Source organism: Staphylococcus sp. GDX8P114P-2 (genome assembly GCF_017892945.1).
Lineage (GTDB): Bacteria > Bacillota > Bacilli > Staphylococcales > Staphylococcaceae > Staphylococcus > Staphylococcus arlettae.
The window spans coordinates 1-24951 of the sequence record NZ_JAESMB010000002.1; the positions used below are offsets into that span (position 1 = coordinate 1).

The window sequence follows — 24951 nt, forward strand, 5'->3', positions numbered from 1 at the left end:
TATACCAAACATTCAGCTACTACCAATATGAAAAGAGATTGGAACAAATCAATATTGTTCCAACCTCTTATTTACTATTAATTATTGTAAGCCTTTGTCTTGGCTATTGCTTGAACTTTGGCTTTTTTCATTTTTTTGTGACCATTCTTTTTTAGTCATTACATCTTCAACATGCATATTAACTTCCACAACGTCTAAACCTGTAATGTATTTAACTTGTTCTTTCACTAATTCAGTCACTTTGCGGAAGATTTTTGGTGCTGATTCACCATATTCTACGATAACTTTTAAATCAACTGCAGCTTGTTTTTCACCGACTTCAACGCTTACACCACGTGTTACGTTACCACTATTATTTCCAAATGAATTAGAAATACTGTCGACGAATCCGCCTTTCATTTCTAAAATACCATTAACTTCACGAGCTGCAATACCAGCAATTTTTTCAATTACTTCATCTGAGAAAGTTAATTTGTTTGAGAATTCTGGTTCTTGTTTTTCTTGTTGCTGTTGTTGTTGTAATTCTTGTTCTTTTTCATTTACACCTGTTTGGTTGTCATAAGCTTGTTTAGCTTTATTGTTATCTACTGCCATATTTATTTCTCCTTTTTTTATGAAATTAATCATTTATTATTATTGCTTCCGATGAAGACTATAGCTTTAACTCCACCGGTTAAGGAAGTTTAAGAAATCTTGCTTACGGTCTTTAGTATACCCGATACCAATACCGATTAAACACAATATAATAATTAATATAGTTTTCCAAAAGCCGAGTGTTAAAAATAATATTGCGATAATTAAGAAGGCTAGAAAACCGATAATACGCCATTTAAATGTTTTGAAAAAATCCACTACTACTTGTGTTGAATCTTGTTCATTTTGATTGTTATTGTTAGTCATGATTACCCTCCCTTACAACACGCGTTGACCTGAAGATTTTTGATCTCTAACGTTAACTTCTAATTTTTTAACTGGAATTTCTGTAAAGTGTTCAACATTTTGTTTAATGTCTTCTCTCACTTGTTCAGTTAAACTACCAACTTGTACGTCACCTGGTACAAAGAAATCTGCTTTGATTGTTATATGCGGATTTTTCTTTTTATTATAAAGCTTTGCGACTACATTCGGTTGTCTAATTTCGTCATATTTCACTACTGTGTCATAAGCCGATTTTTCAACTGCTTTACGGGAGACATAAATATGTCCATCTGCGTAATTTTTATATAATCCTGGCTTTCTGTGTGTCGGTTTAAATAAGCTAAATACTAAAATCAAACCTATTAAAATTAGAAAGGCTGCTAACCCAATCAATGTAGGTTTGAACCAACTATATTGTAATAAGTAATCTTGATATTTTGTTATTCTAGAATCGTCAAGGTACATAAACAATAAGAAACCAACAATGACGACAATTAAGAGCCCTAAAATAAAGTTTTTTAGTCTTTTCACCCGTATGACACCTCCTATGCATTTTTATTATGTACAAGTACAACGAGCCATACAGAAGTATTACCCCGTTTGTTAATCTTAAAAACGTTATTTTATTTTTTTTATTACAATTTTCTTTTTAAACATGTACTAGTAGATAAAATTTCGTCATATAAAATAACTTAGCTATCAAATTGTACCTGTCTCATTTAGTCTTCATTCATTTTTAATTCCTGATGTTTTGACTGAGATAACTTAAACTGTTGATTTCTTGGCTTTTCAATCGCTAAAGATTTAAATAACGACCATATCATTAACATAATTACTATTGAAAATGGTAGTGCAGCAATAATCAGTAAATTTTGTATGGATTGAGTACCACCTGTATAAATCATGATCATTGCAAATAGCGCTAAAATTACGCCCCAACTTACTTTGACAAAACCTGTAGGATTAATATGTCCTTTCGAGCTGAGCATTCCTAACACATAGGTAGCTGAATCAGCTGAAGTAACAAAGAAAATCATGATAACTACTAATGTTATTAAACTTAATATAAATCCTAACGGATAATGTTCTAATGTAGCAAAAGTAGCCGTTTCAGTTGCATACTTAGCTATATCTGCTATACCATGCTGCTGCAAATAAATAGCTGATGTGCCAAATACTGCAAAGAATATGAAACAAACAAGTGCCGGTACGAATAACACACCTAAGATAAATTCTTTGATAGTTCTACCGCGTGAAACACGTGCAATAAAGATACCAACAAATGGTGCCCATGAAATCCACCATGCCCAGTAGAAAATAGTCCAATTTTGTAGCCATTGGAATTTCTCTCCACCAGATTGTGGAATACGTAAACTCATTTTGAAAAAGTTGGCAATGTAATCTCCCAAGCCATTAGTGAAAGTATTTAAAATACTCAATGTTGGTCCTACACAGAATAAGGCAACTAATACGACAAAAGCTAATGCCATATTAATATTACTAAGGCTTTTAATTCCTTTATTTATACCTGACCACGCTGACCAAGTAAATAAGATAGTAGCAATAATTATAATAACAACTTGAACACCAAAATTAGATGGTATATTGAATAAAAAGTTTAAACCTTCGTTAATTTGTAAAGCTCCAAAACCTAATGTAGCTGCCACTCCAGTAACTGTCGCAATAATGGCCAGTACATCTATCGCTTGTCCTAGAGGACCACGCATAGTTTTTTCGCCAAACAATGGCATTAAAGTTGCACTAACAAGACCGGGATAACCTTTGTGAAAACTAAAATAAGCAAATATTAAAGCCACAATCCCGTACACAGCCCAAGCATGAATACCCCAATGAAAAAATGAAAATTGCATTGCTTCATTGATAGCTGTTTGTGTTCCTGCTTTATGTATTGGTGTCATAGTGAAAGCATGACTTATAGGTTCTGCAGTAGTCCAAAAGACTAAACCAATACCCATACCAGCACTAAATAACATCGCAAACCATGATTTTAGTGAGAATTCAGGATCTTCCCCTTCTTTTCCTAAAGTAATACTGGCATATCTAGAAAATAATAAATAAATACAAACTATTAAAATAAATAATACTAATAGTAAATAGTACCAGCCAAAATTAACTGCTATAAAGGAAGTAATATTTTGAGTTATAGTTTCCAGTGTTTTTGGCCATATTGCACCGTATATTACAAATCCAGTACAGATAAGTAATGCAACCCAAAATACTCCCGTAATTGATTTCATTCGCATAATCCATTCACTCCGGTTAATTTGATATATAACTTATACCCTACGACATGCAAATTATACATTTAATGCATGTTTAACTAATAAAAATGGCGAACATAACAATCTATAATTGGAATAGATTGTTATATTCGCCTTCATATTTTAACAAAGCTAATAAATTGTGTAACTCTATATAATTGTATTCACTTGATACATTAACTCTCGAGTTTACTATTAGTTGTTAGTTCAATCATTTATTAAGTTAATAACTAATTTTCCAATCATCTGATTAGACTCTAATAGTTCATGTGCAGTATAAAGTGATTCTGCCGTTAAACCTTCAATGACTTTATTTGTGGTAGGTTGGTAGATTCCCGCTTCCAAGTTAGCTGTTACATCATTTAAATAACGATGATGCATAATCATATCATCAGTTTTATGCAAAGGTCTTGAATACATATATTCATGTGTAAAGGTCACACTTTTATTTTTTAATAAGTTTAAATCTTGTTTGTCATTAAATGCTACAATAGTAGCAATTTTTCCACGTGGTTTGACTAAATCAATCATAACTTCGTAATACATGTCAGTACTAAATGTACAAAATACAAAATCTACTTCTGCTAACTCATGTGATTTAAACGCTGCTCTCAAATCTTCTTTATGGTTAAGTACTACGTCAGCACCCATTTGTTGCGACCATTCTACTGTCGCATCACGAGAAGCAGTTGTAATAACGTAGAGTCCATACTGTTTAGCAATTTGGGTAGCAATACTTCCTACTCCACCAGCTCCATTGATAATAAGTATAGACTTACCTACATTATCTTCAGCAATATGAGAAATACCGAATACATCAAATAAAGTTTCTGACGCTGTTAACGCAGTTAATGGAATGCCTACAGCTTCTATATTGGATAAATTTTGAGGTTTCAAAGCAACAAGCTGCTCATTAACAAGTTGATATTCTTGATTCGAACCTTGACAGTCTGGTGAGCCTGAATAATACACGGTGTCACCAATATCAAACAGTGTTACATTATCACCTATGGCCTCTATTGTACCAACACAATCATAGCCTAGAATCCTTGGTCCGTTTTGTACCGGTGATTGTCTAATTTTAGTATCAACAGGATTCACACTAATCGCTTCGACACGAACCAGTAATTCTTTATCTTGTGGTTGAGGTGTATCAATATCTAATTCGTAAAAATGATTACCTTCTTCTAATGAAAAAGCACGATCTGCAACTATTGCTTTCATGTTATGTCATTTCCTTTCTATTCGAGATCTTTTACACGTACAACTTGTTTACCAAAATTATCACCAGTAAATAAATTTCTAAATGCTTGTGGTAAATGCTCAAAGCCATCCATAATTGATGTTTTACTTTTAATTTTATCTTCTGTTACCCATTGTGCAAGTTCTTTACTAGCATTTGCAAAATCATCTGCATAATTTGCAACAATGAAACCTTGCATTAGTGCTTGTGATTTAATTAATATCGGCTGAATTCTAGGACCATGATCTATTTCTACGTCATTATATCCTGAAATCGCTCCACAGACAGGAATACGTGCAAATTGATTTAAATGCTTCAATACTTCATCAGCGACATGCCCACCAACATTTTCGAAGTATACGTCTACACCATCTGGCACAGCATCTGCTAATAATGAGGCATATTGTGAATCTTTATAATCAACGGCTGCGTCAAATCCTAATTCTGTAACGAGATAATCAGTTTTTTCCTTACCACCCGCTATACCAACAACACGTGCACCTTTTAATTTGGCAATTTGACCTACTACAGAGCCGACTGCACCAGACGCCGCAGAAACAACTACAGTTTCACCTGCTTTAGGTTGCCCAATTTTTAATAAACCATGATACGCCGTTTGACCTGTCATACCTAAAACACTTAAATATAAATGTAGAGGTATGTCAGTTTGAGTTACTTTAGTTACATCATCAGGTTGAATATTAACAGCTGTTTGCCACGGTAAACGGCCGACTACAATGTCACCATTACTAAACCCTTGTGCTTTACTCTTTATTACTCGAGCGACAATATGACCATTTAAAGGTTTATTTACTTCAAATGGCTGTACATAAGACTTACCTTCATTCATTCGCCCTCTCATATAAGGATCTACAGAAATATAAATTGCTTCAACTTGTATTTCTCCGTCACTAGGGTCTGCTAAATCCACGGTTTCATATTTAAACACATCGTCCGTAGGTACACCTTGAGGTCTTTTGGCTAATAGAATTTGTTCAGCTTTCATAATTTATCGCCTCCGTATAAAAATAATATTTCAAGTTAATTCTATATTTACTTCTTACTGGAATCAATCAAAGTGATTAATTAATTAGTGAATGTTATGATAATCATATTATTATGGTCAATATGGAGGAACGTGTGGGATGAAATTAAGTATTTTAGATTATGTGCCAATTTTTGAGGGCGAAAATGCCACATCTGCATTAAATCATACTATTGCCTTAGCTAAAGTTGCTGAACAGTATCATTATCATCGCTATTGGATTGCAGAGCATCACCAAGTATTTTCGGTTGCTTCGAGTGCTCCTGAAATGATTATGATGTCACTGTTAGAAAATACAACATCAATTAATATAGGTAGTGGCGGTGTTATGTTGCCACATTATAGTGCATATAAAGTAGCAGAACAATTTAAAACAATGGAAGCTAGACACCCCGGTCGTGTTGACTTAGGTATAGGACGTTCACCGAGTTTTCCAAACGTTAACGCTGCATTAAACGAAAACAAAACAGCAACTGTAAATTACGAGCAACAACTCATCGATTTATCGACATATTTTAATGATGACATAAACACACACAATCGTTTTCACGCATTGTATGCTACACCTATGATTAGTACACAACCTTCAATGTATTTACTTTCTACTAGTATAGATAGTGCAAAATTAGCTGCTAAACAAGGCTTACCTCTAGTAGTAGCATTGATGGGACAACCGACAACGAAAATTAAACAAATGATTCAAACTTACAAGCAAGAATACTTGCAATATCGTCACGAACAACCACCTTATGTCATCGTTGCTACTTTTGTCATTACAGCTGATACTCAAGAACAAGTCTCCGCTTTAGAGCAGCCTTTTCATTTATGGTTATTACGGATAAATTATTTAGATCAACCTACTGTTTATCCTTCTATTGACTTTACTGTCAATCGTGGTTTTTCTGCACGTGAATATCAAAAATTCGAACAAAATAAACGTCGAGTCATAGCTGATACCCCTAATAATGTTAGACAGCGATTGTCATCATTAGCTACAGAATATAACGCTGATGAAATTATGATACTTCCCCATGTATATGGAACAAATAATCGTATTCGTTTAGTTGAACTTTTAGGACAATTAAATGATGACAACTAAGTAATATATTTAAAAGAACTAGCCAGAAATTTGGGGTTAGTTCTTTTATTTTATTCAGAGTGAAATTAAAACATAAAAAAAGCACTTCCCAATTGGGAAGTGCTTTGAAATGACACCAATAATTAACGTTTTGAGAATTGTGGTGAACGACGTGCTTTTTTAAGACCTGGTTTTTTACGTTCTTTCATACGTGGGTCACGTGTAAGTAATCCAGCACGTTTTAATGAAGATCTGTATTCAGGATCTGCTTCTAATAATGCACGAGAGATTCCGTGACGGATAGCTTGTGCTTGTCCAGTGAATCCTCCACCGTGAACATTTACTAATACATCGTAGTTACCTTTTGTTTCTGTAACGTCGAATGCTTGGTTAATGTCTAAAATTAATGATTCAAATGGTAAGTAGTCACGTACGTCACGACCATTAACTGTCATGTTACCTTCACCTGGTACTAAACGTACACGTGCTACTGAGTTTTTACGACGGCCTGTGCCTTTATATTCAACTTGTGCCAATGTAATTTCCTCCTTCTAATTAACCACGTAACTCGTAGTTTTCTGGTTGTTGTGCAGCGTGTGGATGTTCAGCGCCACCATATACAAATAATTTTTTGCCTTGTTTTTCGCCTAAACGAGTGCTTGGTAACATACCTTTAATTGAAGTTTCAAGTAAACGTTCTGGATTTTTTTCTCTTAATTCACCAGCAGTAACTGATTTGATACCGCCTGGGTGATTTGAGTGACGATAGTAAACTTTGTCTTGTGCTTTGTTTCCAGTGAATTGGATTTTACCAGCATTGATGATGATTACATAATCACCTGTATCAACGTGTGGTGTGTAAGTTGCTTTATTTTTACCGCGTAAGATAGTTGCTACTTCTGAAGATAAACGACCTAATGTTTGTCCTTCAGCATCAATAACATACCATTTGCGCTCAATGTTTGCTTCATTAGCCATAAATGTTTGACGCATAATAATTGTCCTCCTAAGAAATAAATGTTTCGTCTTTTGTTAGTACATAATTTGTTACGATGTAAAGCTGAGATTTCATTTATTTGTTAACTGTTGTTCTACCTGCTTATATATCTAGTAACACAATAAGTTTCCGGGGCTTATCGTGGGGTGATATAAAACAATACCGTTAGTAATCTTATAATTTTTATGTCTATTTGTCAATCTAATTTAGTCATTTTGTAATGATTTTTTTCTGTGAATTGTTATGTCATTTCCAAAATCTTCTAATAGTGTTGCTTCTGACAAATAAACATGCTCTAAATAAAGTCCTTCTGCAGGTGCAGTAAATGGCACTTCATTTCTATCTTTAGATTCGAGCAAGCGGGGAACATCTTCAGGCTGCCGTTTGCCTTTACCTACTTCAATTAAAAATGCCACCAATACTCTAACCATATTATATAAAAAACCTGATCCGGTAACGACATAGTCAAAACCATCTGAGTTAGCTATAATTTCACTTTGATATAAAGTTCTAACTTTACTTTCTACTTCTGTTTTTTGGGAACAAAATCCTGTGAAATCATGTGTGCCAACAAAAGCTTGTGCAGCTTGATTCATTTTAGTTAAATCTAACTGGACATTTACGTGCGTTTTTAAGCCACTTTGGAATGGATCACGCTGTGAAGTTTGATACACTTTATAACGATACGACTTTCCTAAACAGTCATATCTACAATGAAATTCATCATCCACAACAGTTACATCATGCACAAGTATATCATCTGGTAAGGCACTATTCATAGCATATTTCCACTTTTCTGGTGCAATATTTAACTCCGTATCAAAATGAAAATATTGTTCTAACGCATGGACACCTCTATCAGTCCTACTTGTCGGGTGAATACGAACATGTCGCTTATGCATGCGTTTTAAGATTTTTTCAAATTGTTGCTGCACAGTTCTACCTGATTGCTGAATTTGAAAACCCATAAACTGTGTTCCTAAATATGAAATTTTAACTAATATACGCATGATTTACACTCCTAAATATTTCAACAAAATTAAAACAATTATAATGGGTATAATTGTTAATATAACTAATGTGTCAGTTTGCTTCCATTCTAGCTTGCGATAACTAGACCTAATAGCGTTAGTATCATAGCCTCTCACTTCCATAGCAATAGCCAAATCTTCGGCACGTTGAAATGCAGATATAAATAATGGAATTAGTAAAGGAATAAATGCCCGTACTCGATTCACTATACTGCCTGCGCTAATTTCAGACCCCCGTGATTTTTGTGATAAGATAATTTTATCTAGTTCAACCATTAACGTAGGTATAAATCTCAATGCAATCGACATCATCATACTTAATTGATGTACAGGTATCTTAATTAGTTTTAAGGGGGCTAATAATTTTTCAAAGGCATCTGTCAGATCTATAGGGCTTGTTGTGAGTGTCATAATTGTTGAAATCATCATAATAAACATCAGTCTCAAAACAATAAATATACCCTCTAAAATACCCTCTGTATCAATAGATATAAAGCCTATTTCAACTAACCGTGTGCCACCTTTAGTTAAAAATAAATGCATGATAAATGTGAATATGAGAAAAATCCAAATTGGTGTTAAACCTTTAATAAGATACCACAACTGTATCCTCGCAGCTTTTAAAATGGAAATAATTAATACAAATAACCATGCATATGTAGCAAATGAATGTGCCAGAAAAATTAAAATAATGAAGAGAAAGACAAATATTAATTTTGCTCTAGGATCTATATGATGAATAAAAGTATTAAGCGGCAAATATCTTCCAATAATAAACTTATCTTTCATTGTTTTGCCACTCCTTATACATTTTTACAAACGACTGTTCTGTTAATGCCAATTTATCAAAATGTATATTATGTTTCTGCTCAATATCTCTTTGTAATTGGACAATATCTGGTACTGCTAAATGTAATTGTTCAACATATGCTTTATCAGCAAATAACTCTTCTGGCGTACATGTGTGTACAATATGTCCTTGCCTCATTATCTTTACTTCTTCGACATAACGTGCAACGTCATTCATTTCGTGTGAAACTAAAATAATAGTTTTTTGTTCTTGTTGCTGTAAATGCTTAATTTTTTCCATAATTTGCTTGCGGCTTTGTGGATCTAATCCAGCAGTCGGTTCATCAAGAATAATAATATCAGGGTCCATTGCTAAAATAGCAGTCAATGCTATTTTGCGCATTTGACCACCTGACATTTGAAAGGGCGATTGTGACATCACTTCTCTTGTAAAACCAAAGTCTAACAATAATTGAAAGGCTTTGTGCTTAACTTTTTCAACATCCATGCCAAAATTTTTCGGTCCAAATGTTATCTCTCTCTCAATTGTATCTTCAAATAATTGAGATTCAGGAAATTGAAAAACCATACCTACATTTTTACGAATCGTACGTAAGTGCTTATCTTTGGTTTTACGCTGAATTGTTACTTCCTTAAATTGCATTTTGCCAGATGTCGGTTTTAACAAACCATTAAAATGTTGAATTAAAGTAGATTTTCCGGAACCTGTTTGTCCAATAATCGCATAATATTTACCATCTTGGAATTCAGTCACTATATTATTAAGTGCTTGATACTCATAAGGCGTTCCCTGTTGATAAATGAAATTAACGTGATTAAAATTAACAGTCATAGTTTATCCACCAATCCTTGATAAGTAACGTATTCTAAAGGATATCCTAATAGTTCATGTATGCGCATAGAAAATGGTAAATCGAGGCCGATATCTTTAAGAGCTGAACCTTGATTAAATATCTCCTCTGGGGAACCACTATGGAATACCGTCCCTTTATCTAACACTATTAAGTGATCCGCCTCCATAGCTTCAGACAAATCATGTGTGATTGAAATAATCGTTACTTCTTTTTCTGCGTTTACTTGTCTAATTAATTGATTCAAATATTGTCTTCCCTCAGGATCTAACATTGAAGTAGCCTCATCCAATACGATAACTTGCGCATTTAACGCTAAAACCCCTGCAATTGCTACACGTTGTTTTTGCCCACCAGATAACGATTGCGGCTCATTTTGAGCATAATCAGTCATATCTACTTCTGCCAATGCCTGCGGAACCACTTGATGCATTTCAGCATGTGAGATTCCTTGATTTTCTAACCCAAAGGCAACATCAAACTCAACTGTAGCACCAACAAATTGATTTTCTGGATTTTGAAAGACGATTCCTACATTTTGACGTACTTCCGTTAATAAATTTTCATTTACTACTTGGCCATCATATAATACCTCTCCACTAGTGGCCTTCTCAATACCTACCATTAATTTTGCAATAGTAGATTTGCCGGAACCATTGTGTCCTACAATAGATGTCCACTTTCCTTTAGGAATAGAGAAGGAGACATCACTCAATGCTAAAGGTTCATCACTTTTATAGTTAAATGAAACATCGTTAAATTGTACTATAGGTGTTGATATGTCTCCCATTTAGACTCCTCCTAAAAGCTTTATATACCTGCTCTATTTTACATGATTTTATAGTCAATGTATATCTTCTGAATAGATAAGATGATTTACTTATATAAATAAAAAAAGCCATAGCTCACACTATAGCTTAAATAAAAAAGCGCGCACCCCATCAAATATTGAGTTCACGCTTTAAACATTATTTGGTTAGATGGGGTACTCTGAGCTAGACAATATTTGTATGTGGCAAACATTATCGTTGCACTCATTTGCTTTATACGTAGTAGCACGTATATTTTATATTAAAATTATACTAATTCGATAATTACTGATTCAGCACCGTCACCGCGACGTGGACCTGCTTTAAGAATGCGAGTGTAGCCACCTTGGCGCTCAGCATAACGTTCAGCAATTTCACCGAATAATTTTTGTACTGCAGTTTGCGTAGTTTCATCTTCGTTTAGAATTTCAACATTGCGCAAAGTTTTAATAGCATTACGACGAGAAGCTAAATCGCCTTTTTTACCTAAAGTGATCAATTTCTCTACAATACTACGTAGTTCTTTTGCACGTGCTTCTGTAGTTTCGATACGCTCACTAACGATAAGTGAAGTAGCTAAATCACGTAACATTGCTTTACGTTGATCAGAAGTACGACCTAATTTTCTGTAACCCATGAGTTGACCTCCTTTTTAATTAATCTTCTTTTCTTAAGCCTAAACCTAAATCTTCAAGTTTGTATTTCACTTCTTCTAAAGATTTACGACCTAAATTACGTACTTTCATCATATCAGCTTCAGATTTATCAGCTAATTCTTGAACAGAATTAATACCTGCACGTTTTAAACAATTGTATGAACGCACGGATAAGTCTAATTCTTCAATAGACATTTCTAGTACTTTTTCTTTTTGATCTTCTTCTTTTTCAATCATGATTTCAGCATTTTGTGCTTCATCAGTTAATCCAACAAAGATGTTTAAGTGTTCAGTCATTATCTTAGCAGCTAATGAAACTGATTCTTGTGGTGTAATAGATCCATTTGTCCACACATCTAATGTTAGTTTATCAAAATCACTACTTTGTCCTACACGTGTATTTTCTACTGTATAGTTTACACGCTCAACAGGTGAATAAAGTGAATCAACAGGAATTACTCCAATTGGTAAATCACTAGTGTTATTTTGTTCAGCTAATGCGTAACCTCTACCCTTATTTGCAACAAGACGGATTTTTAAATGACCACCTTTAGATACAGTTGCCAATTTAAGTTCAGGATTTAAAATCTCAACATCACTATCATGAGTAATGTCACTTGCAGTTACTTCGCCTTCATCTTTAACATCGATTTCTAGTGTTTTATCTTCTTCAGAATAGATTTTTAACGCTAATTTTTTAACGTTCATTATGATTGTAGAAACATCTTCAACCACATTATCTATTGCAGAAAACTCGTGAAGTACACCTTCAATTTCGATATATTTTACGGCTGCACCTGGTAATGAAGATAGTAGGATACGACGTAAGGAGTTTCCTAGTGTAGTACCATAGCCACGCTCTAGTGGTTCAACAACGAACTTACCGAATTTAGCATCTTCACTAATTTCAATTGTTTCAATTCTAGGTTTTTCGATTTCTATCATTTACAAATATCCTCCTTAAGTACGTCGACTAGATTAATACTGTATTTCTCAGTGACCTGCGACAATAACAATAAATTATACGCGACGACGTTTTGGTGGACGACAACCATTATGTGGTACTGGAGTAACGTCACGGATTGCAGTTACTTCTAAACCAGCTGATTGTAATGCACGGATAGCTGATTCACGGCCTGGTCCAGGTCCTTTTACTGTAACTTCTACAGATTTTAAACCATGTTCCATTGCTGATTTTGATGCAGTTTCAGCTGCCATTTGTGCTGCAAATGGAGTTGATTTTTTAGATCCTTTGAATCCAAGTGCACCTGCTGATGACCATGATAAAGCATTACCAAATTCATCAGTGATTGTTACGATTGTATTGTTGAATGTTGAACGGATGTGTGCCACACCATTTTCAATATTCTTTTTCACTCTACGTTTACGAGATACTTGTTTACGTGCCATTTAAAATTTGCCTCCTTTACCTATTATTTTTTCTTGTTAGCTACAGTTTTAACTGGGCCTTTACGAGTACGTGCGTTGTTTTTAGTTTTTTGTCCGCGCACTGGTAATCCACGACGGTGACGGATTCCACGATAAGATGAGATTTCCATTAAACGTTTGATGTTTAAGTTTTGCTCACGACGTAAGTCACCTTCTACTTTATAACTATCTACAACTTCACGGATACGACCTAATTCATCGTCTGTTAAGTCTTTTACGCGAGTATCTGCTGAAACATTAGCTTCTTCTACAATTTTTTGTGCTGTTGTAGTACCGATACCATATACGTAAGTTAAAGAAATAACAATACGCTTTTCACGTGGGATATCAATTCCTGCTATACGTGCCATATTTATTTACACCTCTCTTTTATTAACCTTGTTTTTGTTTGTGTTTTGGGTTTTCACAAATTACCATGACTTTACCTTTACGTTTAATGACTTTACATTTTTCGCAAATTGGTTTTACTGATGGTCTTACTTTCATTTTTATACCTCCCTATATTATGGAGTGACGATTATTTATAACGATAAGTAATTCTGCCGCGTGTTAAATCATACGGAGACATTTCTACTGTTACTTTGTCGCCAGGTAGAATACGAATATAATTCATTCTAATTTTACCACTTACGTGTGCCAAAATCTCGTGACCATTTTCTAATTCTACTTTAAACATAGCGTTTGGTAAAGTATCTAATACTGTACCTTCTAATTCGATTACATCTTGTTTAGCCATTTATTAACTTCCCCCTTTTTACTATAGTTGGTTATCGTGAACAATCAACTATAACCATACGTGTCTATCAGTGCGTGTTAATAAGTTCAACAAAAATAAAAGAATTACTTTCGCTATAGCTCACTCACATTTATTTTTTCAATACGTTAATACTTACTCAAACTATGATGACTGCAATACATAGACCGTACTAAGTTGATTCTACTTTAAGTCGTCTAAGATATTAATAACGTCAGAAGTAACTTCTTTAATATCTTTAGAACCGTCAATGTTTTCAAGTACACCTTTATCTTGATAGTAAGATAAAATTGGTTTAGATTGTTTTACATTAACGCTTAAACGATTTGCAACTGTTTCAGGGTTATCATCTTCACGTTGGTATAATTTACCACCATCAAGATCACAAACGCCATCTACTTTTGGAGGATTGAATACAAGATGATAAGTTGTACCGCATGTCTCACAAATTCTACGACCTGTAAGGCGGTTCATTAATTCTTCTTCAGGTACCTCTATATTGATAACTGCATCAATGCTTCTGCCTAGCTCTTGCATAATGTCATTTAAAGCTTCAGCTTGTTCAATAGTACGAGGAAAGCCATCTAATAAGAATCCTTTTTTTGCATCGTCTTCAGAAATTCTTTCTTTAACGATACCCACAGTAACTTCATCAGGAACTAATTCTCCACGATCCATGTACGATTTAGCTTCTTTCCCTAAATCTGTCTCATCTTTAATCGCTTTTCTGAACATGTCACCAGTAGATATGTGTGGAATCGGGAATTTCTTTACAATTTCACTCGCTTGAGTTCCTTTACCTGCTCCAGGTAAACCCATTAAAATGATATTCATAAGTGCCCTCCTACAATTTATCTACCACCAAAGCCTCTATATTCTTTTTGGCCCACTTGAGCTTCAAGACTTTTCATTGTTTCAATTGCTACACCAATTACAATTAAAAGACTCGTTCCGCCAACCTGAATAGATTGCGGTAAACTCATCACTTTAGTTGCAATTATCGGTAGAATTGCAATGACAGCTAAGAAGATTGATCCAACGAATGTTAATCGATAGAGTACTCTAGTAATATATTTTTTAGTTTGTTCTCCAGGTCTAATACCCGGAACGTAACTTCCTTGTTTCTTAAGGTTTTCTGCCATCTTTTCAGGATTAACCTGTACAAACGCATAGAAATACGTAAACGCAATAATTAGTACTACATATACGATCATTCCAATATTGTTAGATGGATTTGCTACATCTGATACTTTTTGTGCCCAATCAGCATCAGGGAAGAACAGTGTTAATGTTCTAGGTAGTAAAAAGAATGCCATTGCAAAGATAACTGGAATTACCCCTGCTGAATTGACTTTTAAAGGTAGATATGTTGCTTGTGAACCTAATCGTTGCGCTGTTTGTTTCTTCGCATATTGAATTGGTATTTTACGTACAGCTTGTAGTACGAAAATTGCACCAACCGTTAATAAAACCATTCCAACTAGTAATCCAATTACTTTTAACCAAGCCATAGTTACGTCATCTTGTCCGACGAATGCTTGTTGATAAAATTGAATTAATGATGATGGAAGCGTTGATAATATTCCTGCAAAGATAATAATTGAAATACCATTACCAACACCAAATTGCGTAATTTGCTCACCTAACCATATTAAAAATGCTGTTCCAGCTGTTAATACTACAGCAATTAATAAATAACTTGTAATCGATTGATCCATGATCAATTGACCTTTTAAGTAGTTATTAAATTGGAACGCCATCCCTATAGATTGGACGAACGCAAGTATTATTGCAAAATACCGTGTAAAATTATTCAATTTTTTCCTTCCAGCTTCACCTTGTTTTGCCCATTCAGTGAATTTAGGTACAATATCCATTTGTAACAACTGCATTACAATTGATGCAGTGATATATGGCATGATACCCATTGCAAAGATTGAAAAGTTCTTCAAGGCACCGCCACCAAACGTGTTTAACAAGTCAGTGACACCTTGAGAACCTTGTTGACTATCAAAGGCAGCTGGATTAACACCAGGTGCTGGAATATAAGTACCTATTTTGAATATAACTAACATTGCGAGTGTAAAAAAGATCTTGTTACGAACTTCTTTGGTTTTAAAGAAGCTCACAAGCGTTTGAATCATTAGATCACCTCGTGTGCTCCACCTTTAGCATCAATAGCATCTGCTGCAGAAGCAGAGAATTTATGAGCTTTTACTGTCAATTTCTTCTCTAGTGAACCGTTACCTAGTACTTTAATACCAGATTTTTCACTTTTAACTACGCCAGATTCTACTAATAAAGCTGGAGTTACTTCAGTACCTTCCTCAAATTTATTAAGTTGGTCTAAGTTAACAATAGCATATTCTTTACGATTAATGTTAGTGAAACCTCGTTTTGGTAAACGACGGAATAAAGGTAATTGTCCACCTTCGAAACCTGGTCTTACACTACCACCTGAACGCGCTTTTTGACCTTTTTGTCCACGTCCACTTGTTTTACCGTTGCCTGTAGCCGCTCCACGACCGACACGGTTACGTACTTTACGAGAACCTTCAGCTGGTTTTAACTCATGTAATTTCATTTCGGCACCTCCTTAATTATTTTTCTTCTACAGTCACTAAGTGACTTACTTTGTTGATTTGCCCACGGATAGCAGGGTTATCTTCAACAACTACTGAAGAATTAGTTTTTTTCAAACCTAAAGCTTCAACAGTTTTACGTTGTGTTTCCGGACGACCAATAACACTACGAGTGAGGGTAATTTGTAATTTAGCCATAACTCTATTCCCTCCTTAATTGTATAATTCTTCTACTGATTTGCCACGTAATTTCGCAACTTCTTCAGCATTTTTAAGATTTTGTAATCCATTAAGAGTGGCGCGAACCATATTAATTGGAGTATTAGATCCTAATGATTTACTTAAGATGTCAGTAATACCAGCTAACTCTAATACGGCACGAACTGGGCCACCTGCGATAACACCTGTACCAGGTGCAGCTGGTTTCATGAATACACTACCTGAACTGAAAGTTCCTGTAATTGTATGAGGTGTAGTACCTTCAACACGTGGAACTACAACTAAATCTTTTTTAGCTGCTTCAACAGCTTTTTTGATTGCTTCTGGAACCTCTTGTGCTTTACCTGTTCCAAAGCCAACGCGGCCATTCTTATCTCCCACTACTACTAAAGCAGTGAAACGGAAACGACGTCCACCTTTTACAACTTTTGCAACACGATTGATCGTTACAACGCGTTCTTCAAATTCTTTAGTTTCTTCTTCTCTACGAGCCATGTAATTGTCCCTCCTTTAAATTAAAATTCTAAACCGTTTTCGCGAGCTGCATCTGCCAATGCTTTAATACGTCCGTGGAATAAATATCCTCCACGATCGAATACTATTGTTGATACGCCTTTGTCGCTTGCTTTTTTAGCAATTGTTTCGCCTACTTTTGCTGATAATTCAACTTTTGAAGATTCTGCATTAGCAATTTCTTTATCTTGAGTTGAAGCTTGAGCTAAAGTTACACCTTTAACATCATCGATGATTTGTGCATAGATGTGTTTGTTTGAACGGTAAACGTTTAAACGAGGTTTTTCAGCTGTACCAGATAATTTAGTACGAACACGTGCATGTCTTTTCAAACGTACTTTGTTTTTATCAATTTTGCTGATCATTTCAATACTCCTTTCTGTAGAAAGTTATTTATTATTTACCAGTTTTACCTTCTTTACGGCGAACGTATTCACCTTGGTAACGGATACCTTTACCTTTGTATGGTTCTGGTGGTCTAGTTGAACGGATGTTAGAAGCATAAGCACCTACGCGTTCTTTAGAAATACCAGTTACAGTTACAGTTGTGTTTTTCTCAACAGTGAAAGTAATGCCATCTTCAGCTTTAATTTCTACTGGGTGAGAGTAACCAACGTTTAAAATTAAGTCATTACCTTGCATTTGTGCACGGTAACCAACACCAACAAGTTCAAGTGTTTTTGTGAAACCTTGAGAAACACCTTGGATCATATTGTTAATTAAAGCACGAGTTGTACCATGTACTGTTCTGTCATCTTTAGAATCAGTAGGTCTAACAACTTCTAAAGTAGTTTCATCTTGTTTGTATGTCATTCTTTCGTTTAAAGTTTTAGATAATTCGCCTTTTGGACCTTTAACAGTTACATTGTTACCTTCTATGCTAACTGTTACGTCGCTAGGGATGTCAATAATTTTTTTACCAACACGACTCATGTTATCGCACCTCCTTATTTATTATTACCAAATGTATGCTAAGATTTCTCCACCGATATTACGTTTTCTAGCTTCTTTGTCAGTGATAACACCTTCAGAAGTTGATACTAGAGCAATACCTAAACCGTTAAGTACTTTAGGTACTTCGTTAGCTTTAGCATATACACGTAAACCTGGTTTAGAAATACGTTTTAATCCTGTGATAACACGTTCATTGTTTTGACCATATTTTAGGAATAAACGAATTACACCTTGTTTATCGTCTTCTACAAATTCAACGTTTTTTACGAAACCTTCACTTTTTAAGATTTCGGCAATTTCTTTTTTGATATTAGAAGCAGGAAATTCTAACTTTTCGTGACGAACCATGTTTGCGTTTCTTACACGAGTTAGCATATCTGCAATTGGATCTGTGATTGTCATTGATTGTTGCCTCCTTTCAGACTCTTTTAATTACCAGCTAGCTTTACGAACGCCAGGGATTTGGCCTTTATAAGCTAATTCACGGAAACAAATACGGCATAATTTGAATTTACGATATACAGAATGTGGACGACCACAGCGTTCACAACGAGTATATTCACGTACTTGGAACTTTTGTTTTTTTTGTTGCTTAGCAACCATTGAAGTTTTAGCCACTTAATTAGCCTCCTTTTAGAGATTATTTTTGAAATGGCATACCGAATTGTGTTAACAATTCACGAGCTTCCTCGTCAGTGTTAGCAGTAGTTACGATAACGATATCCATTCCACGTACTTTTGATACTTTGTCATAGTCAATTTCAGGGAAAATTAATTGTTCTTTAACACCTAATGTGTAGTTACCGCGACCATCGAATGCAGTTTTAGAAACACCGCGGAAGTCACGAACACGTGGTAATGATACAGCAATTAATTTATCTAAAAAGTCATACATTCTTTCGCCACGTAAAGTAACTTTAGCACCGATTGGCATACCTTCACGTAAACGGAATGTTGCAACTGATTTTTTAGCTTTTGTAACTAATGGTTTTTGACCAGTGATTTGTTCTAATTCTTCTACAGCGTTATCTAACACTTTAGAGTTTTGAACAGCGTCACCGACACCCATATTTACAACGATTTTTTCGATTTTTGGTACTTCCATTACTGAACTATAATTAAATTTCTTAACCAAGCTTTCAGCAACTTCTGTATTGAATTTTTCTTTTAAACGGTTCACAGTGGATCCTCCTTTCAACTAGTTATTAATTATTAGATTTGATTTCTTCGCCTGATTTTTTAGCGATACGAACTTTTTTACCATCTTCGAATTTATATCCAACACGAGTAGGTTCATTCGTTTTTGGATCTAATAATTGTACGTTAGAAACATGGATAGCTGCCTCTGTTTCTAAGATTCCACCTTCAGGGTTAAATTGAGTTGGTTTTTGGTGTTTTTTGATAAAGTTGACACCTTCCACAACGACACGGTCTTTTTTAGGTTCAGTTGATAATACTTTACCTTCTTTACCTTTGTCTTTACCTGCGATAACTTTTACGTTGTCACCTTTTTTGATATGCATGTGTGGCACCTCCTTAAGCTTATATATTATAAAAGATTATTATAGTACTTCTGGAGCTAATGATACGATTTTCATGAAGCTACCTTCACGTAATTCACGAGCAACAGGACCGAAAATACGAGTACCACGTGGGCCTTTGTCGTCACGGATGATGACACATGCATTTTCATCAAATTTGATATATGAACCATCGTTACGACGTACGCCAGATTTTGTACGTACGATAACAGCTTTAACTACTTCGCCTTTTTTAACAACGCCACCTGGTGTAGCATTTTTAACAGAAGCAACGATAATGTCACCAATATTAGCTGTTTTACGACCAGATCCACCTAATACTTTGATTGTAAGAACTTCACGAGCACCAGAGTTATCTGCTACTTTTAAGCGACTTTCTTGTTGGATCATGAGTTAAACCTCCTTTATCTATAGTGTTTATTATATGATTACTGATTCTTCAACAATTTCGACTAAACGGAAACGTTTAGAAGCTGATAAAGGACGAGTTTCTTGAATCTTAACGATGTCCCCTAACTTAGCTGAGTTGTTTTCATCATGAGTTTTATATTTTTTAGAGTATTTTACTCGTTTACCGTATAATTTGTGTGTTTTGTATGTTTCTACAAGTACAGTTACAGTTTTGTCCATTTTATCTGAAACGACTCTACCTACATAAACTTTACGATCATTTCTTTCGCTCACTTTTGTAACCTCCTCTTTCAATTAATTATTGATTAGCTTTACCTTGTTCAATTTCTCTTTCACGAGCAACAGTTTTTAGACGGGCAATCGTTTTTCTGACTGTGCGAATACGTGCAGTTTCCTCTAATTGACCTGTAGCTAACTGAAAGCGTAGGTTAAAAAGCTCTTCTTTCGAAGATTTGATTTGTGCTTCAATCTCTGAAGTGGTTAAGTCTCTAATTTCCTTAGCTTTCATTTGTTTCACCACCCAATTCTTCACGTTTTACAAACTTAGTTTTAACTGGAAGTTTGTGACTTGCTAGACGTAATGCTTCACGCGCAACGTCTTCGTTAACGCCTGCAATTTCAAATAAAATTCTACCAGGTTTTGCTACTGCAACCCAGCCTTCTACAGCACCTTTACCAGCACCCATACGTACTTCTAAAGGTTTTTTCGTATATGGTGTATGAGGGAAGATTTTAATCCAAACTTTCCCGCCACGTTTCATGTAACGTGTCATTGCAATACGAGCTGATTCGATTTGACGAGATGTTATCCAAGAAGTTGTAGTTGCTTGTAAACCATACTCACCAAATGTTACATAGTTACCGCCTTTAGAACGACCAGTTGTTTTAGGACGATGTTGACGACGATATTTTACACGTTTTGGTAGTAACATTATTATTTTCCTCCTTCACTAGTGTTCTTAGTAGGAAGAACTTCTCCACGATAGATCCATACTTTGACACCTAATTTACCGTAAGTAGTGTCAGCTTCTGCGTGTGCGTAACCAATGTCAGCACGTAATGTATGAAGTGGAACAGTTCCTTCTGAATATTGTTCAGCACGAGCGATGTCTGCTCCAGCTAAACGACCTGATACTTGTGTTTTAATACCTTTAGCACCAAGTTTCATAGCTCTTGTAATAGCTTGTTTTTGTACACGACGGAATGAAGCACGGTTTTCTAATTGACGCGCGATGTTTTCTGCAACTAAACGAGCATCTAAGTCAACCTTTTTAATTTCGATTACGTTGATGTGTACTTTTTTATCAGTTAATGAATTTAATTTATTACGAAGTTTTTCAATTTCTGAACCGCCTTTACCGATTACCATACCTGGTTTACCAGTATGAATAGCGATGTTGATACGGTTAGCAGCACGTTCGATGTCTACATGAGAAACTGATGCTTCTTTTAATGCGTTATCAATGAATTTACGGATTTTTAAATCTTCATGTAATAGTGAAGCGAAGTCTTTTTCTGCATACCATTTAGCTTCCCAATCACGAATTACACCGACACGAAGTCCGATTGGATTAATTTTTTGACCCACAGTGTTCCCTCCTTAAATTTTTTATTAAGCTTCTTTAGCTTCTTCTTTACCGTCACTTACGACGATTGTAATGTGGCTTGTACGTTTGTTAATCGCACTTGCACGGCCTTGTGCACGTGGACGGAAACGTTTTAATGTTGGTCCTTCGTTAGCATATGCTTCTTTCACAACTAACTCATCTGTATTCATGTCATAGTTATGCTCTGCATTTGCTAAAGCGGACATTAATAATTTTTCAACAACTGGTGATGAAGCTTTGTTAGTTAATTTTAAAATTGCAATAGCTTCTCCAGCGCTTTTACCTCTAATTAGATCTAATACTAATCTAACTTTACGAGGTGCGATTCTTATAGTTCTAGCAACCGCTTTTGCTTCCATTCGGATTTCCTCCTCTACTTGTTAGAAATTATCTTCTAGTTTTTTTGTCGTCTGCAGCGTGTCCTTTAAATGTACGAGTTGGAGCGAATTCTCCTAATTTGTGACCAACCATATCTTCAGTTACAAATACAGGTACATGTTTACGTCCATCGTATACAGCGAATGTGTGACCGATGAAATTAGGGAATACAGTTGAACGACGTGACCAAGTTTTAATTACTTGTTTTTTCTCGCTTTCGCCTTGAGCTTCGACTTTTTTCATTAAATGATCATCGACGAAAGGTCCTTTTTTAATACTACGAGCCATATTGGCGCCTCCCTTCTTATTATGTGCGTGCAGCCTTTAAGCCGCACACCCAAATAAGTTATTATTATTTTTTCTTACGACCACGAACGATAAGTTTATCTGATGATTTCTTACCACGACGTGTTTTCTTACCAAGTGTAGGTTTGCCCCAAGGTGACATTGGAGATGGCATACCGATAGGTGCACGACCTTCACCACCACCGTGTGGGTGATCGTTAGGGTTCATTACAGAACCACGAACAGTTGGGCGAATACCTTTCCATCTTGAACGTCCAGCTTTACCAACGTTAACAAGTTCGTGTTGAATATTACCAACTTGACCAATTGTCGCACGACAAGTTGAAAGAATCATACGTACTTCGCCAGATCTTAATCTTACTAATACATATTTACCTTCTTTACCAAGTACTTGAGCACTTGTACCTGCAGAACGTGCAAGTTGTCCACCTTTACCAGGTTTTAATTCGATATTGTGAATAACAGTACCTACTGGAATGAATTGAAGTGGTAACGCATTACCTACTTTAATATCAGCTGATTCACCATTCTCAACAACTTGACCTACTTGTAAGTTTTTAGGAGCAATGATGTAGCGTTTTTCACCATCAGCATAAACTAGTAATGCAATGTTAGCTGAACGGTTTGGGTCATATTGGATAGAATCTACTTTTGCAGCAATTCCATCTTTGTTACGTTTAAAATCAATAACACGGTATTGACGTTTGTGTCCTCCACCATGATGGCGAACTGTCAATTTACCTTGGTTGTTACGTCCCGCTCTTTTCGGTAGCGGTTGTAATAATGACTTTTCAGGTGTAGTTTTCGTGATTTCAGCGAAATCTAACGTAGTCATATTACGACGACCATTAGTAATTGGCTTATATTTTTTTAGAGCCATTGTCGTTTACCTCCTTATTGGTAATTTTTTAGTTGAATAGATCGATTGATCCTTCTTTTAATTTCACGATTGCTACGCGTCTTTTATTTGTATAGCCTTGGTAACGGCCCATACGTTTTTTCTTTGGTTTGTAGTTAATGATATTTACATTATCAACTTTTACATCAAAGATTTCTTCAACTGCGATTTTAACTTGCGTTTTGTTCGCACGAGTATCAACGTCGAATGTGTACTTATCTTCAGCCATAGCTTCAGAAGATTTTTCAGTGATTACGGGGCGCTTAAGAACGTCTCTTGCTTCCATTATCCGAGCACCTCCTCAACTTTTTTAGCAGCTGCTTCTGTGATTACAACACTATCAGCGCTTGTTAGGTCTAATACGTTTAAACCTTGTGCTGTAGAAACTTGTACTCCAGGGATGTTACGTGCTGACAATGCAACATTCACATCTTCTGATTCTGTAACTACTAATACTTTTTTAGGTTGTTCTAAGTTTGCTAGTACTGTTTTGAACTCTTTAGTTTTAGGAGCTTCAAAGTTAATTGCATCAACTACTGTTAACGCATTTTCTTGTACTTTGTAAGATAATGCTGAACGTAAAGCTAAACGACGCATTTTCTTAGGCATTTTATAAGCATAACTTCTTGGAGTTGGTCCGAATACGATACCACCACCACGCCATTGTGGCGCACGAATTGTACCTTGACGCGCACGTCCTGTACCTTTTTGTCTCCATGGTTTACGTCCACCACCACGTACTGCTGAACGATTTTTAACAGCATGAGTACCTTGGCGTAATGAAGCACGTTGTAAAGTGATTGCTTCAAATAGAACGTCTTTGTTTGGTTCGATTGCAAATACTGCATCATTTAATTCTACTGAACCTGATTTAGTTCCGTCTACTTTTACTACATCATAATTAGCCATTATGCTTTTTCCTCCTTTCGTCTTTATTATTTATTACCTTTTTTAATTGAAGTTGTGATTTCTAATAAGCTTTTCTTAGAACCAGGTACATTACCTTTAACTAAAATAACATTGTTTTCAGTATCTACTTGAACTACTTCTAAGTTTTGTACTGTTACAGTGTTACCGCCCATACGTCCAGGCATTTTTTGTCCTTTGAAAACTTTTGAAGCATCTGAAGCCATACCAACTGAACCTGGTGATCTGTGGAAATGAGAACCGTGACCCATTGGTCCACGTGCTTGGTTATGACGTTTGATTGCGCCTTGGAAACCTTTACCTTTAGATACGCCTGTTACATCAATAACGTCGCCAGCTTCAAATGTATCAACTGAGACTTCTTGACCTATTTCGTATTCATCAACATTAACGTTTCTGAATTCACGAATGAAGCGCTTAGGTGCTGTGTCAGCTTTTTTAGCATGACCTTCAGCTGGTTTACTAGCATATTTGTTTGTTTTGCTATCTTTTTTATAAGCTTTTTTATCTTCAAAGCCTACTTGGATTGCGTTGTATCCGTCAACTTCTTCAGTTTTCTTTTGTAATACAACGTTTTGGTTTGCTTCTACTACTGTTACTGGGATTAATTCACCGTTTTCTCCGAAAACTTGTGTCATCCCGATTTTTCTTCCTAAGATTCCTTTGGTCATCGAAAGTCCACCTCCTAATTT

Annotated in this window: 41 protein-coding genes; 1 reads left to right on the top strand and 40 read right to left on the bottom strand. The window is 35.4% G+C overall.

The genetic code is table 11. The features are described from left to right. Positions 1 to 81: 81 nt before the first annotated feature. The 6 genes from KA845_RS00545 to KA845_RS00570 all read right to left on the bottom strand — a co-directional run bounded on the left by KA845_RS00545 (position 82) and on the right by KA845_RS00570 (position 5449). Positions 82 to 594 (bottom strand): Asp23/Gls24 family envelope stress response protein, encoded by a 513-nt coding sequence (locus tag KA845_RS00545; protein WP_103388485.1) that lies wholly within the window; start codon positions 592 to 594, stop codon positions 82 to 84. Between the two features lie 66 nt (positions 595 to 660). Further along, a complete protein-coding gene (locus tag KA845_RS00550) occupies positions 661 to 900 on the bottom strand; it encodes a DUF2273 domain-containing protein (protein WP_002509241.1) in 240 nt (79 codons plus the stop codon). A gap of 12 nt (positions 901 to 912) precedes the next feature. Beyond that, positions 913 to 1449: an alkaline shock response membrane anchor protein AmaP gene (gene amaP, locus KA845_RS00555; RefSeq protein WP_002509242.1), complete on the bottom strand. Its 537-nt coding sequence runs from the start codon at positions 1447 to 1449 to the stop codon at positions 913 to 915. A 188-nt stretch (positions 1450 to 1637) separates the two neighbouring features. Continuing rightward, positions 1638 to 3182: a BCCT family transporter gene (locus tag KA845_RS00560; RefSeq protein WP_167867855.1), complete on the bottom strand. Its 1545-nt coding sequence runs from the start codon at positions 3180 to 3182 to the stop codon at positions 1638 to 1640. A gap of 225 nt (positions 3183 to 3407) precedes the next feature. Then, on the bottom strand, positions 3408 to 4424 hold the full coding sequence (locus tag KA845_RS00565) for a zinc-binding alcohol dehydrogenase family protein (RefSeq protein ID WP_103388487.1): 1017 nt from the start codon (positions 4422 to 4424) through the stop codon (positions 3408 to 3410). Positions 4425 to 4441: 17 nt separating this feature from the next. Continuing rightward, positions 4442 to 5449: an NADP-dependent oxidoreductase gene (locus KA845_RS00570; protein ID WP_002509245.1), complete on the bottom strand. Its 1008-nt coding sequence runs from the start codon at positions 5447 to 5449 to the stop codon at positions 4442 to 4444. Positions 5450 to 5588: 139 nt separating this feature from the next. Here KA845_RS00570 and KA845_RS00575 point away from each other — a divergent pair, with 139 nt between their 5' ends. After that, positions 5589 to 6587, top strand: coding sequence for an LLM class flavin-dependent oxidoreductase (locus KA845_RS00575; protein ID WP_103388488.1), 999 nt, complete (start codon positions 5589 to 5591; stop codon positions 6585 to 6587). Positions 6588 to 6709: 122 nt separating this feature from the next. Here KA845_RS00575 and rpsI read toward each other — a convergent pair whose 3' ends face one another. From rpsI to rplC, 34 genes are all read right to left on the bottom strand, one after another. Further along, on the bottom strand, positions 6710 to 7102 hold the full coding sequence (rpsI, locus tag KA845_RS00580; RefSeq protein ID WP_021458975.1) for a 30S ribosomal protein S9: 393 nt from the start codon (positions 7100 to 7102) through the stop codon (positions 6710 to 6712). Positions 7103 to 7121: 19 nt separating this feature from the next. Further along, positions 7122 to 7559, bottom strand: a complete 438-nt coding sequence (gene rplM / locus KA845_RS00585; protein ID WP_021458974.1) for a 50S ribosomal protein L13 — start codon at positions 7557 to 7559, stop codon at positions 7122 to 7124. A gap of 210 nt (positions 7560 to 7769) precedes the next feature. Continuing rightward, positions 7770 to 8573: a tRNA pseudouridine(38-40) synthase TruA gene (gene truA, locus KA845_RS00590; protein ID WP_002509249.1), complete on the bottom strand. Its 804-nt coding sequence runs from the start codon at positions 8571 to 8573 to the stop codon at positions 7770 to 7772. A gap of 3 nt (positions 8574 to 8576) precedes the next feature. Further along, entirely contained in the window at positions 8577 to 9383 is an 807-nt protein-coding gene (locus tag KA845_RS00595) for an energy-coupling factor transporter transmembrane component T family protein (RefSeq protein WP_002509250.1), read from the bottom strand. Next, positions 9373 to 10236 carry an energy-coupling factor transporter ATPase gene (locus KA845_RS00600; protein ID WP_167867854.1) on the bottom strand — a complete coding sequence of 288 codons (864 nt, stop codon included), beginning with the start codon at positions 10234 to 10236 and terminating at the stop codon, positions 9373 to 9375. Before KA845_RS00600 ends, KA845_RS00595 begins: the two co-directional genes overlap by 11 nt. Next, on the bottom strand, positions 10233 to 11045 hold the full coding sequence (locus tag KA845_RS00605) for an energy-coupling factor transporter ATPase (RefSeq protein ID WP_103388490.1): 813 nt from the start codon (positions 11043 to 11045) through the stop codon (positions 10233 to 10235). Before KA845_RS00605 ends, KA845_RS00600 begins: the two co-directional genes overlap by 4 nt. Before the next feature lie 287 nt (positions 11046 to 11332). Further along, complete coding sequence (gene rplQ / locus KA845_RS00610) at positions 11333 to 11701, bottom strand: 50S ribosomal protein L17 (RefSeq protein ID WP_021458972.1); 369 nt, start codon at positions 11699 to 11701, stop codon at positions 11333 to 11335. Positions 11702 to 11720: 19 nt separating this feature from the next. Then, entirely contained in the window at positions 11721 to 12665 is a 945-nt protein-coding gene (locus KA845_RS00615) for a DNA-directed RNA polymerase subunit alpha (RefSeq protein ID WP_002509254.1), read from the bottom strand. 75 nt (positions 12666 to 12740) lie between these two features. After that, positions 12741 to 13130: a 30S ribosomal protein S11 gene (gene rpsK / locus KA845_RS00620; protein WP_002509255.1), complete on the bottom strand. Its 390-nt coding sequence runs from the start codon at positions 13128 to 13130 to the stop codon at positions 12741 to 12743. A gap of 23 nt (positions 13131 to 13153) precedes the next feature. Beyond that, the gene (gene rpsM, locus KA845_RS00625; protein ID WP_002509256.1) at positions 13154 to 13519 is read right to left on the bottom strand and encodes a 30S ribosomal protein S13; all 366 of its coding nucleotides are present in this window, start codon (positions 13517 to 13519) and stop codon (positions 13154 to 13156) included. Between the two features lie 22 nt (positions 13520 to 13541). Next, a complete protein-coding gene (gene rpmJ, locus KA845_RS00630) occupies positions 13542 to 13655 on the bottom strand; it encodes a 50S ribosomal protein L36 (RefSeq protein WP_002509257.1) in 114 nt (37 codons plus the stop codon). A 31-nt stretch (positions 13656 to 13686) separates the two neighbouring features. Further along, positions 13687 to 13905, bottom strand: coding sequence for a translation initiation factor IF-1 (gene infA, locus KA845_RS00635; RefSeq protein WP_001118443.1), 219 nt, complete (start codon positions 13903 to 13905; stop codon positions 13687 to 13689). A gap of 201 nt (positions 13906 to 14106) precedes the next feature. After that, on the bottom strand, positions 14107 to 14757 hold the full coding sequence (locus KA845_RS00640; protein WP_002509258.1) for an adenylate kinase: 651 nt from the start codon (positions 14755 to 14757) through the stop codon (positions 14107 to 14109). A 17-nt stretch (positions 14758 to 14774) separates the two neighbouring features. Beyond that, on the bottom strand, positions 14775 to 16067 hold the full coding sequence (gene secY / locus KA845_RS00645) for a preprotein translocase subunit SecY (RefSeq protein ID WP_002509259.1): 1293 nt from the start codon (positions 16065 to 16067) through the stop codon (positions 14775 to 14777). Further along, on the bottom strand, positions 16067 to 16507 hold the full coding sequence (gene rplO / locus KA845_RS00650) for a 50S ribosomal protein L15 (protein WP_002509260.1): 441 nt from the start codon (positions 16505 to 16507) through the stop codon (positions 16067 to 16069). Before rplO ends, secY begins: the two co-directional genes overlap by 1 nt. Positions 16508 to 16523: 16 nt before the next feature. Then, the gene (rpmD, locus tag KA845_RS00655) at positions 16524 to 16703 is read right to left on the bottom strand and encodes a 50S ribosomal protein L30 (RefSeq protein ID WP_002482630.1); all 180 of its coding nucleotides are present in this window, start codon (positions 16701 to 16703) and stop codon (positions 16524 to 16526) included. A 15-nt stretch (positions 16704 to 16718) separates the two neighbouring features. After that, positions 16719 to 17219: a 30S ribosomal protein S5 gene (gene rpsE / locus KA845_RS00660; RefSeq protein WP_002509261.1), complete on the bottom strand. Its 501-nt coding sequence runs from the start codon at positions 17217 to 17219 to the stop codon at positions 16719 to 16721. A gap of 20 nt (positions 17220 to 17239) precedes the next feature. Further along, positions 17240 to 17602, bottom strand: a complete 363-nt coding sequence (gene rplR, locus KA845_RS00665) for a 50S ribosomal protein L18 (protein WP_002509262.1) — start codon at positions 17600 to 17602, stop codon at positions 17240 to 17242. A 31-nt stretch (positions 17603 to 17633) separates the two neighbouring features. Continuing rightward, complete coding sequence (rplF, locus tag KA845_RS00670; protein WP_002509263.1) at positions 17634 to 18170, bottom strand: 50S ribosomal protein L6; 537 nt, start codon at positions 18168 to 18170, stop codon at positions 17634 to 17636. Between the two features lie 24 nt (positions 18171 to 18194). Beyond that, positions 18195 to 18593, bottom strand: a complete 399-nt coding sequence (gene rpsH / locus KA845_RS00675) for a 30S ribosomal protein S8 (RefSeq protein WP_002509264.1) — start codon at positions 18591 to 18593, stop codon at positions 18195 to 18197. 30 nt (positions 18594 to 18623) lie between these two features. After that, positions 18624 to 18809: a type Z 30S ribosomal protein S14 gene (locus KA845_RS00680; protein WP_002482625.1), complete on the bottom strand. Its 186-nt coding sequence runs from the start codon at positions 18807 to 18809 to the stop codon at positions 18624 to 18626. A 22-nt stretch (positions 18810 to 18831) separates the two neighbouring features. After that, complete coding sequence (gene rplE, locus KA845_RS00685; RefSeq protein ID WP_002509265.1) at positions 18832 to 19371, bottom strand: 50S ribosomal protein L5; 540 nt, start codon at positions 19369 to 19371, stop codon at positions 18832 to 18834. Between the two features lie 25 nt (positions 19372 to 19396). After that, positions 19397 to 19714, bottom strand: coding sequence for a 50S ribosomal protein L24 (gene rplX, locus KA845_RS00690; protein WP_002509266.1), 318 nt, complete (start codon positions 19712 to 19714; stop codon positions 19397 to 19399). 39 nt (positions 19715 to 19753) lie between these two features. After that, on the bottom strand, positions 19754 to 20122 hold the full coding sequence (gene rplN, locus KA845_RS00695) for a 50S ribosomal protein L14 (protein ID WP_002509267.1): 369 nt from the start codon (positions 20120 to 20122) through the stop codon (positions 19754 to 19756). A 30-nt stretch (positions 20123 to 20152) separates the two neighbouring features. Next, positions 20153 to 20416 (bottom strand): 30S ribosomal protein S17, encoded by a 264-nt coding sequence (gene rpsQ / locus KA845_RS00700; RefSeq protein WP_002509268.1) that lies wholly within the window; start codon positions 20414 to 20416, stop codon positions 20153 to 20155. 25 nt (positions 20417 to 20441) lie between these two features. After that, complete coding sequence (rpmC, locus tag KA845_RS00705) at positions 20442 to 20651, bottom strand: 50S ribosomal protein L29 (protein ID WP_002509269.1); 210 nt, start codon at positions 20649 to 20651, stop codon at positions 20442 to 20444. Then, positions 20641 to 21075 carry a 50S ribosomal protein L16 gene (gene rplP, locus KA845_RS00710; protein ID WP_002509270.1) on the bottom strand — a complete coding sequence of 145 codons (435 nt, stop codon included), beginning with the start codon at positions 21073 to 21075 and terminating at the stop codon, positions 20641 to 20643. Before rplP ends, rpmC begins: the two co-directional genes overlap by 11 nt. A gap of 2 nt (positions 21076 to 21077) precedes the next feature. Further along, positions 21078 to 21731, bottom strand: a complete 654-nt coding sequence (gene rpsC / locus KA845_RS00715; protein ID WP_002509271.1) for a 30S ribosomal protein S3 — start codon at positions 21729 to 21731, stop codon at positions 21078 to 21080. 24 nt (positions 21732 to 21755) lie between these two features. Next, entirely contained in the window at positions 21756 to 22109 is a 354-nt protein-coding gene (gene rplV / locus KA845_RS00720) for a 50S ribosomal protein L22 (protein WP_002509272.1), read from the bottom strand. A gap of 28 nt (positions 22110 to 22137) precedes the next feature. After that, positions 22138 to 22416 carry a 30S ribosomal protein S19 gene (gene rpsS / locus KA845_RS00725; RefSeq protein WP_002509273.1) on the bottom strand — a complete coding sequence of 93 codons (279 nt, stop codon included), beginning with the start codon at positions 22414 to 22416 and terminating at the stop codon, positions 22138 to 22140. A gap of 64 nt (positions 22417 to 22480) precedes the next feature. Next, on the bottom strand, positions 22481 to 23314 hold the full coding sequence (gene rplB / locus KA845_RS00730) for a 50S ribosomal protein L2 (RefSeq protein ID WP_002509274.1): 834 nt from the start codon (positions 23312 to 23314) through the stop codon (positions 22481 to 22483). A gap of 28 nt (positions 23315 to 23342) precedes the next feature. Further along, positions 23343 to 23618 (bottom strand): 50S ribosomal protein L23, encoded by a 276-nt coding sequence (gene rplW / locus KA845_RS00735; RefSeq protein WP_002509275.1) that lies wholly within the window; start codon positions 23616 to 23618, stop codon positions 23343 to 23345. Next, positions 23618 to 24241, bottom strand: coding sequence for a 50S ribosomal protein L4 (gene rplD, locus KA845_RS00740; RefSeq protein ID WP_002509276.1), 624 nt, complete (start codon positions 24239 to 24241; stop codon positions 23618 to 23620). Before rplD ends, rplW begins: the two co-directional genes overlap by 1 nt. Positions 24242 to 24267: 26 nt before the next feature. Continuing rightward, positions 24268 to 24930: a 50S ribosomal protein L3 gene (rplC, locus tag KA845_RS00745; RefSeq protein ID WP_210127738.1), complete on the bottom strand. Its 663-nt coding sequence runs from the start codon at positions 24928 to 24930 to the stop codon at positions 24268 to 24270. Between the last annotated feature and the right edge of the window lie 21 nt (positions 24931 to 24951).

Excerpts from the sequence above, each read along its gene's own strand:
- rpsM (WP_002509256.1), bottom strand. The coding sequence starts at position 13,519 with ATGGCACGTATAGCAGGAATTGATATCCCACGTGAAAAGCGTATTGTT.
- KA845_RS00575 (WP_103388488.1), top strand. The coding sequence starts at position 5,589 with ATGAAATTAAGTATTTTAGATTATGTGCCAATTTTTGAGGGCGAAAAT.
- KA845_RS00600 (WP_167867854.1), bottom strand. The coding sequence starts at position 10,236 with ATGACTGTTAATTTTAATCACGTTAATTTCATTTATCAACAGGGAACG.
- KA845_RS00545 (WP_103388485.1), bottom strand. The coding sequence starts at position 594 with ATGGCAGTAGATAACAATAAAGCTAAACAAGCTTATGACAACCAAACA.
- rpsE (WP_002509261.1), bottom strand. The coding sequence starts at position 17,219 with ATGGCTCGTAGAGAAGAAGAAACTAAAGAATTTGAAGAACGCGTTGTA.
- KA845_RS00640 (WP_002509258.1), bottom strand. The coding sequence starts at position 14,757 with ATGAATATCATTTTAATGGGTTTACCTGGAGCAGGTAAAGGAACTCAA.
- rplC (WP_210127738.1), bottom strand. The coding sequence starts at position 24,930 with ATGACCAAAGGAATCTTAGGAAGAAAAATCGGGATGACACAAGTTTTC.
- KA845_RS00595 (WP_002509250.1), bottom strand. The coding sequence starts at position 9,383 with ATGAAAGATAAGTTTATTATTGGAAGATATTTGCCGCTTAATACTTTT.
- truA (WP_002509249.1), bottom strand. The coding sequence starts at position 8,573 with ATGCGTATATTAGTTAAAATTTCATATTTAGGAACACAGTTTATGGGT.
- rpmJ (WP_002509257.1), bottom strand. The coding sequence starts at position 13,655 with ATGAAAGTAAGACCATCAGTAAAACCAATTTGCGAAAAATGTAAAGTC.
- rpmC (WP_002509269.1), bottom strand. The coding sequence starts at position 20,651 with ATGAAAGCTAAGGAAATTAGAGACTTAACCACTTCAGAGATTGAAGCA.
- rplN (WP_002509267.1), bottom strand. The coding sequence starts at position 20,122 with ATGATCCAACAAGAAAGTCGCTTAAAAGTAGCAGATAACTCTGGTGCT.
- secY (WP_002509259.1), bottom strand. The coding sequence starts at position 16,067 with ATGATTCAAACGCTTGTGAGCTTCTTTAAAACCAAAGAAGTTCGTAAC.
- rplB (WP_002509274.1), bottom strand. The coding sequence starts at position 23,314 with ATGGCTCTAAAAAAATATAAGCCAATTACTAATGGTCGTCGTAATATG.
- KA845_RS00605 (WP_103388490.1), bottom strand. The coding sequence starts at position 11,045 with ATGGGAGACATATCAACACCTATAGTACAATTTAACGATGTTTCATTT.
- rplF (WP_002509263.1), bottom strand. The coding sequence starts at position 18,170 with ATGAGTCGTGTTGGTAAAAAAATTATTGACATCCCTAGCGACGTAACA.
- rplQ (WP_021458972.1), bottom strand. The coding sequence starts at position 11,701 with ATGGGTTACAGAAAATTAGGTCGTACTTCTGATCAACGTAAAGCAATG.
- KA845_RS00615 (WP_002509254.1), bottom strand. The coding sequence starts at position 12,665 with ATGATAGAAATCGAAAAACCTAGAATTGAAACAATTGAAATTAGTGAA.
- infA (WP_001118443.1), bottom strand. The coding sequence starts at position 13,905 with ATGGCTAAACAAGATGTAATCGAATTAGAAGGTACAGTATTAGATACT.
- KA845_RS00565 (WP_103388487.1), bottom strand. The coding sequence starts at position 4,424 with ATGAAAGCAATAGTTGCAGATCGTGCTTTTTCATTAGAAGAAGGTAAT.
- KA845_RS00570 (WP_002509245.1), bottom strand. The coding sequence starts at position 5,449 with ATGAAAGCTGAACAAATTCTATTAGCCAAAAGACCTCAAGGTGTACCT.
- rplD (WP_002509276.1), bottom strand. The coding sequence starts at position 24,241 with ATGGCTAATTATGATGTAGTAAAAGTAGACGGAACTAAATCAGGTTCA.
- rplP (WP_002509270.1), bottom strand. The coding sequence starts at position 21,075 with ATGTTACTACCAAAACGTGTAAAATATCGTCGTCAACATCGTCCTAAA.
- rplO (WP_002509260.1), bottom strand. The coding sequence starts at position 16,507 with ATGAAATTACATGAGTTAAAACCAGCTGAAGGTTCTCGTAAAGTACGT.
- rplV (WP_002509272.1), bottom strand. The coding sequence starts at position 22,109 with ATGGAAGCAAAAGCGGTTGCTAGAACTATAAGAATCGCACCTCGTAAA.
- rplX (WP_002509266.1), bottom strand. The coding sequence starts at position 19,714 with ATGCATATCAAAAAAGGTGACAACGTAAAAGTTATCGCAGGTAAAGAC.
- rplW (WP_002509275.1), bottom strand. The coding sequence starts at position 23,618 with ATGGAAGCAAGAGACGTTCTTAAGCGCCCCGTAATCACTGAAAAATCT.
- rpsS (WP_002509273.1), bottom strand. The coding sequence starts at position 22,416 with ATGGCTCGTAGTATTAAAAAAGGACCTTTCGTCGATGATCATTTAATG.
- rpmD (WP_002482630.1), bottom strand. The coding sequence starts at position 16,703 with ATGGCTAAATTACAAATTACCCTCACTCGTAGTGTTATTGGTCGTCCG.
- KA845_RS00560 (WP_167867855.1), bottom strand. The coding sequence starts at position 3,182 with ATGCGAATGAAATCAATTACGGGAGTATTTTGGGTTGCATTACTTATC.
- rplR (WP_002509262.1), bottom strand. The coding sequence starts at position 17,602 with ATGATCAGCAAAATTGATAAAAACAAAGTACGTTTGAAAAGACATGCA.
- rpsK (WP_002509255.1), bottom strand. The coding sequence starts at position 13,130 with ATGGCACGTAAACAAGTATCTCGTAAACGTAGAGTGAAAAAGAATATT.
- KA845_RS00550 (WP_002509241.1), bottom strand. The coding sequence starts at position 900 with ATGACTAACAATAACAATCAAAATGAACAAGATTCAACACAAGTAGTA.
- rpsH (WP_002509264.1), bottom strand. The coding sequence starts at position 18,593 with ATGACAATCACAGATCCAATTGCAGATATGCTAACTCGTGTAAGAAAC.
- rplM (WP_021458974.1), bottom strand. The coding sequence starts at position 7,559 with ATGCGTCAAACATTTATGGCTAATGAAGCAAACATTGAGCGCAAATGG.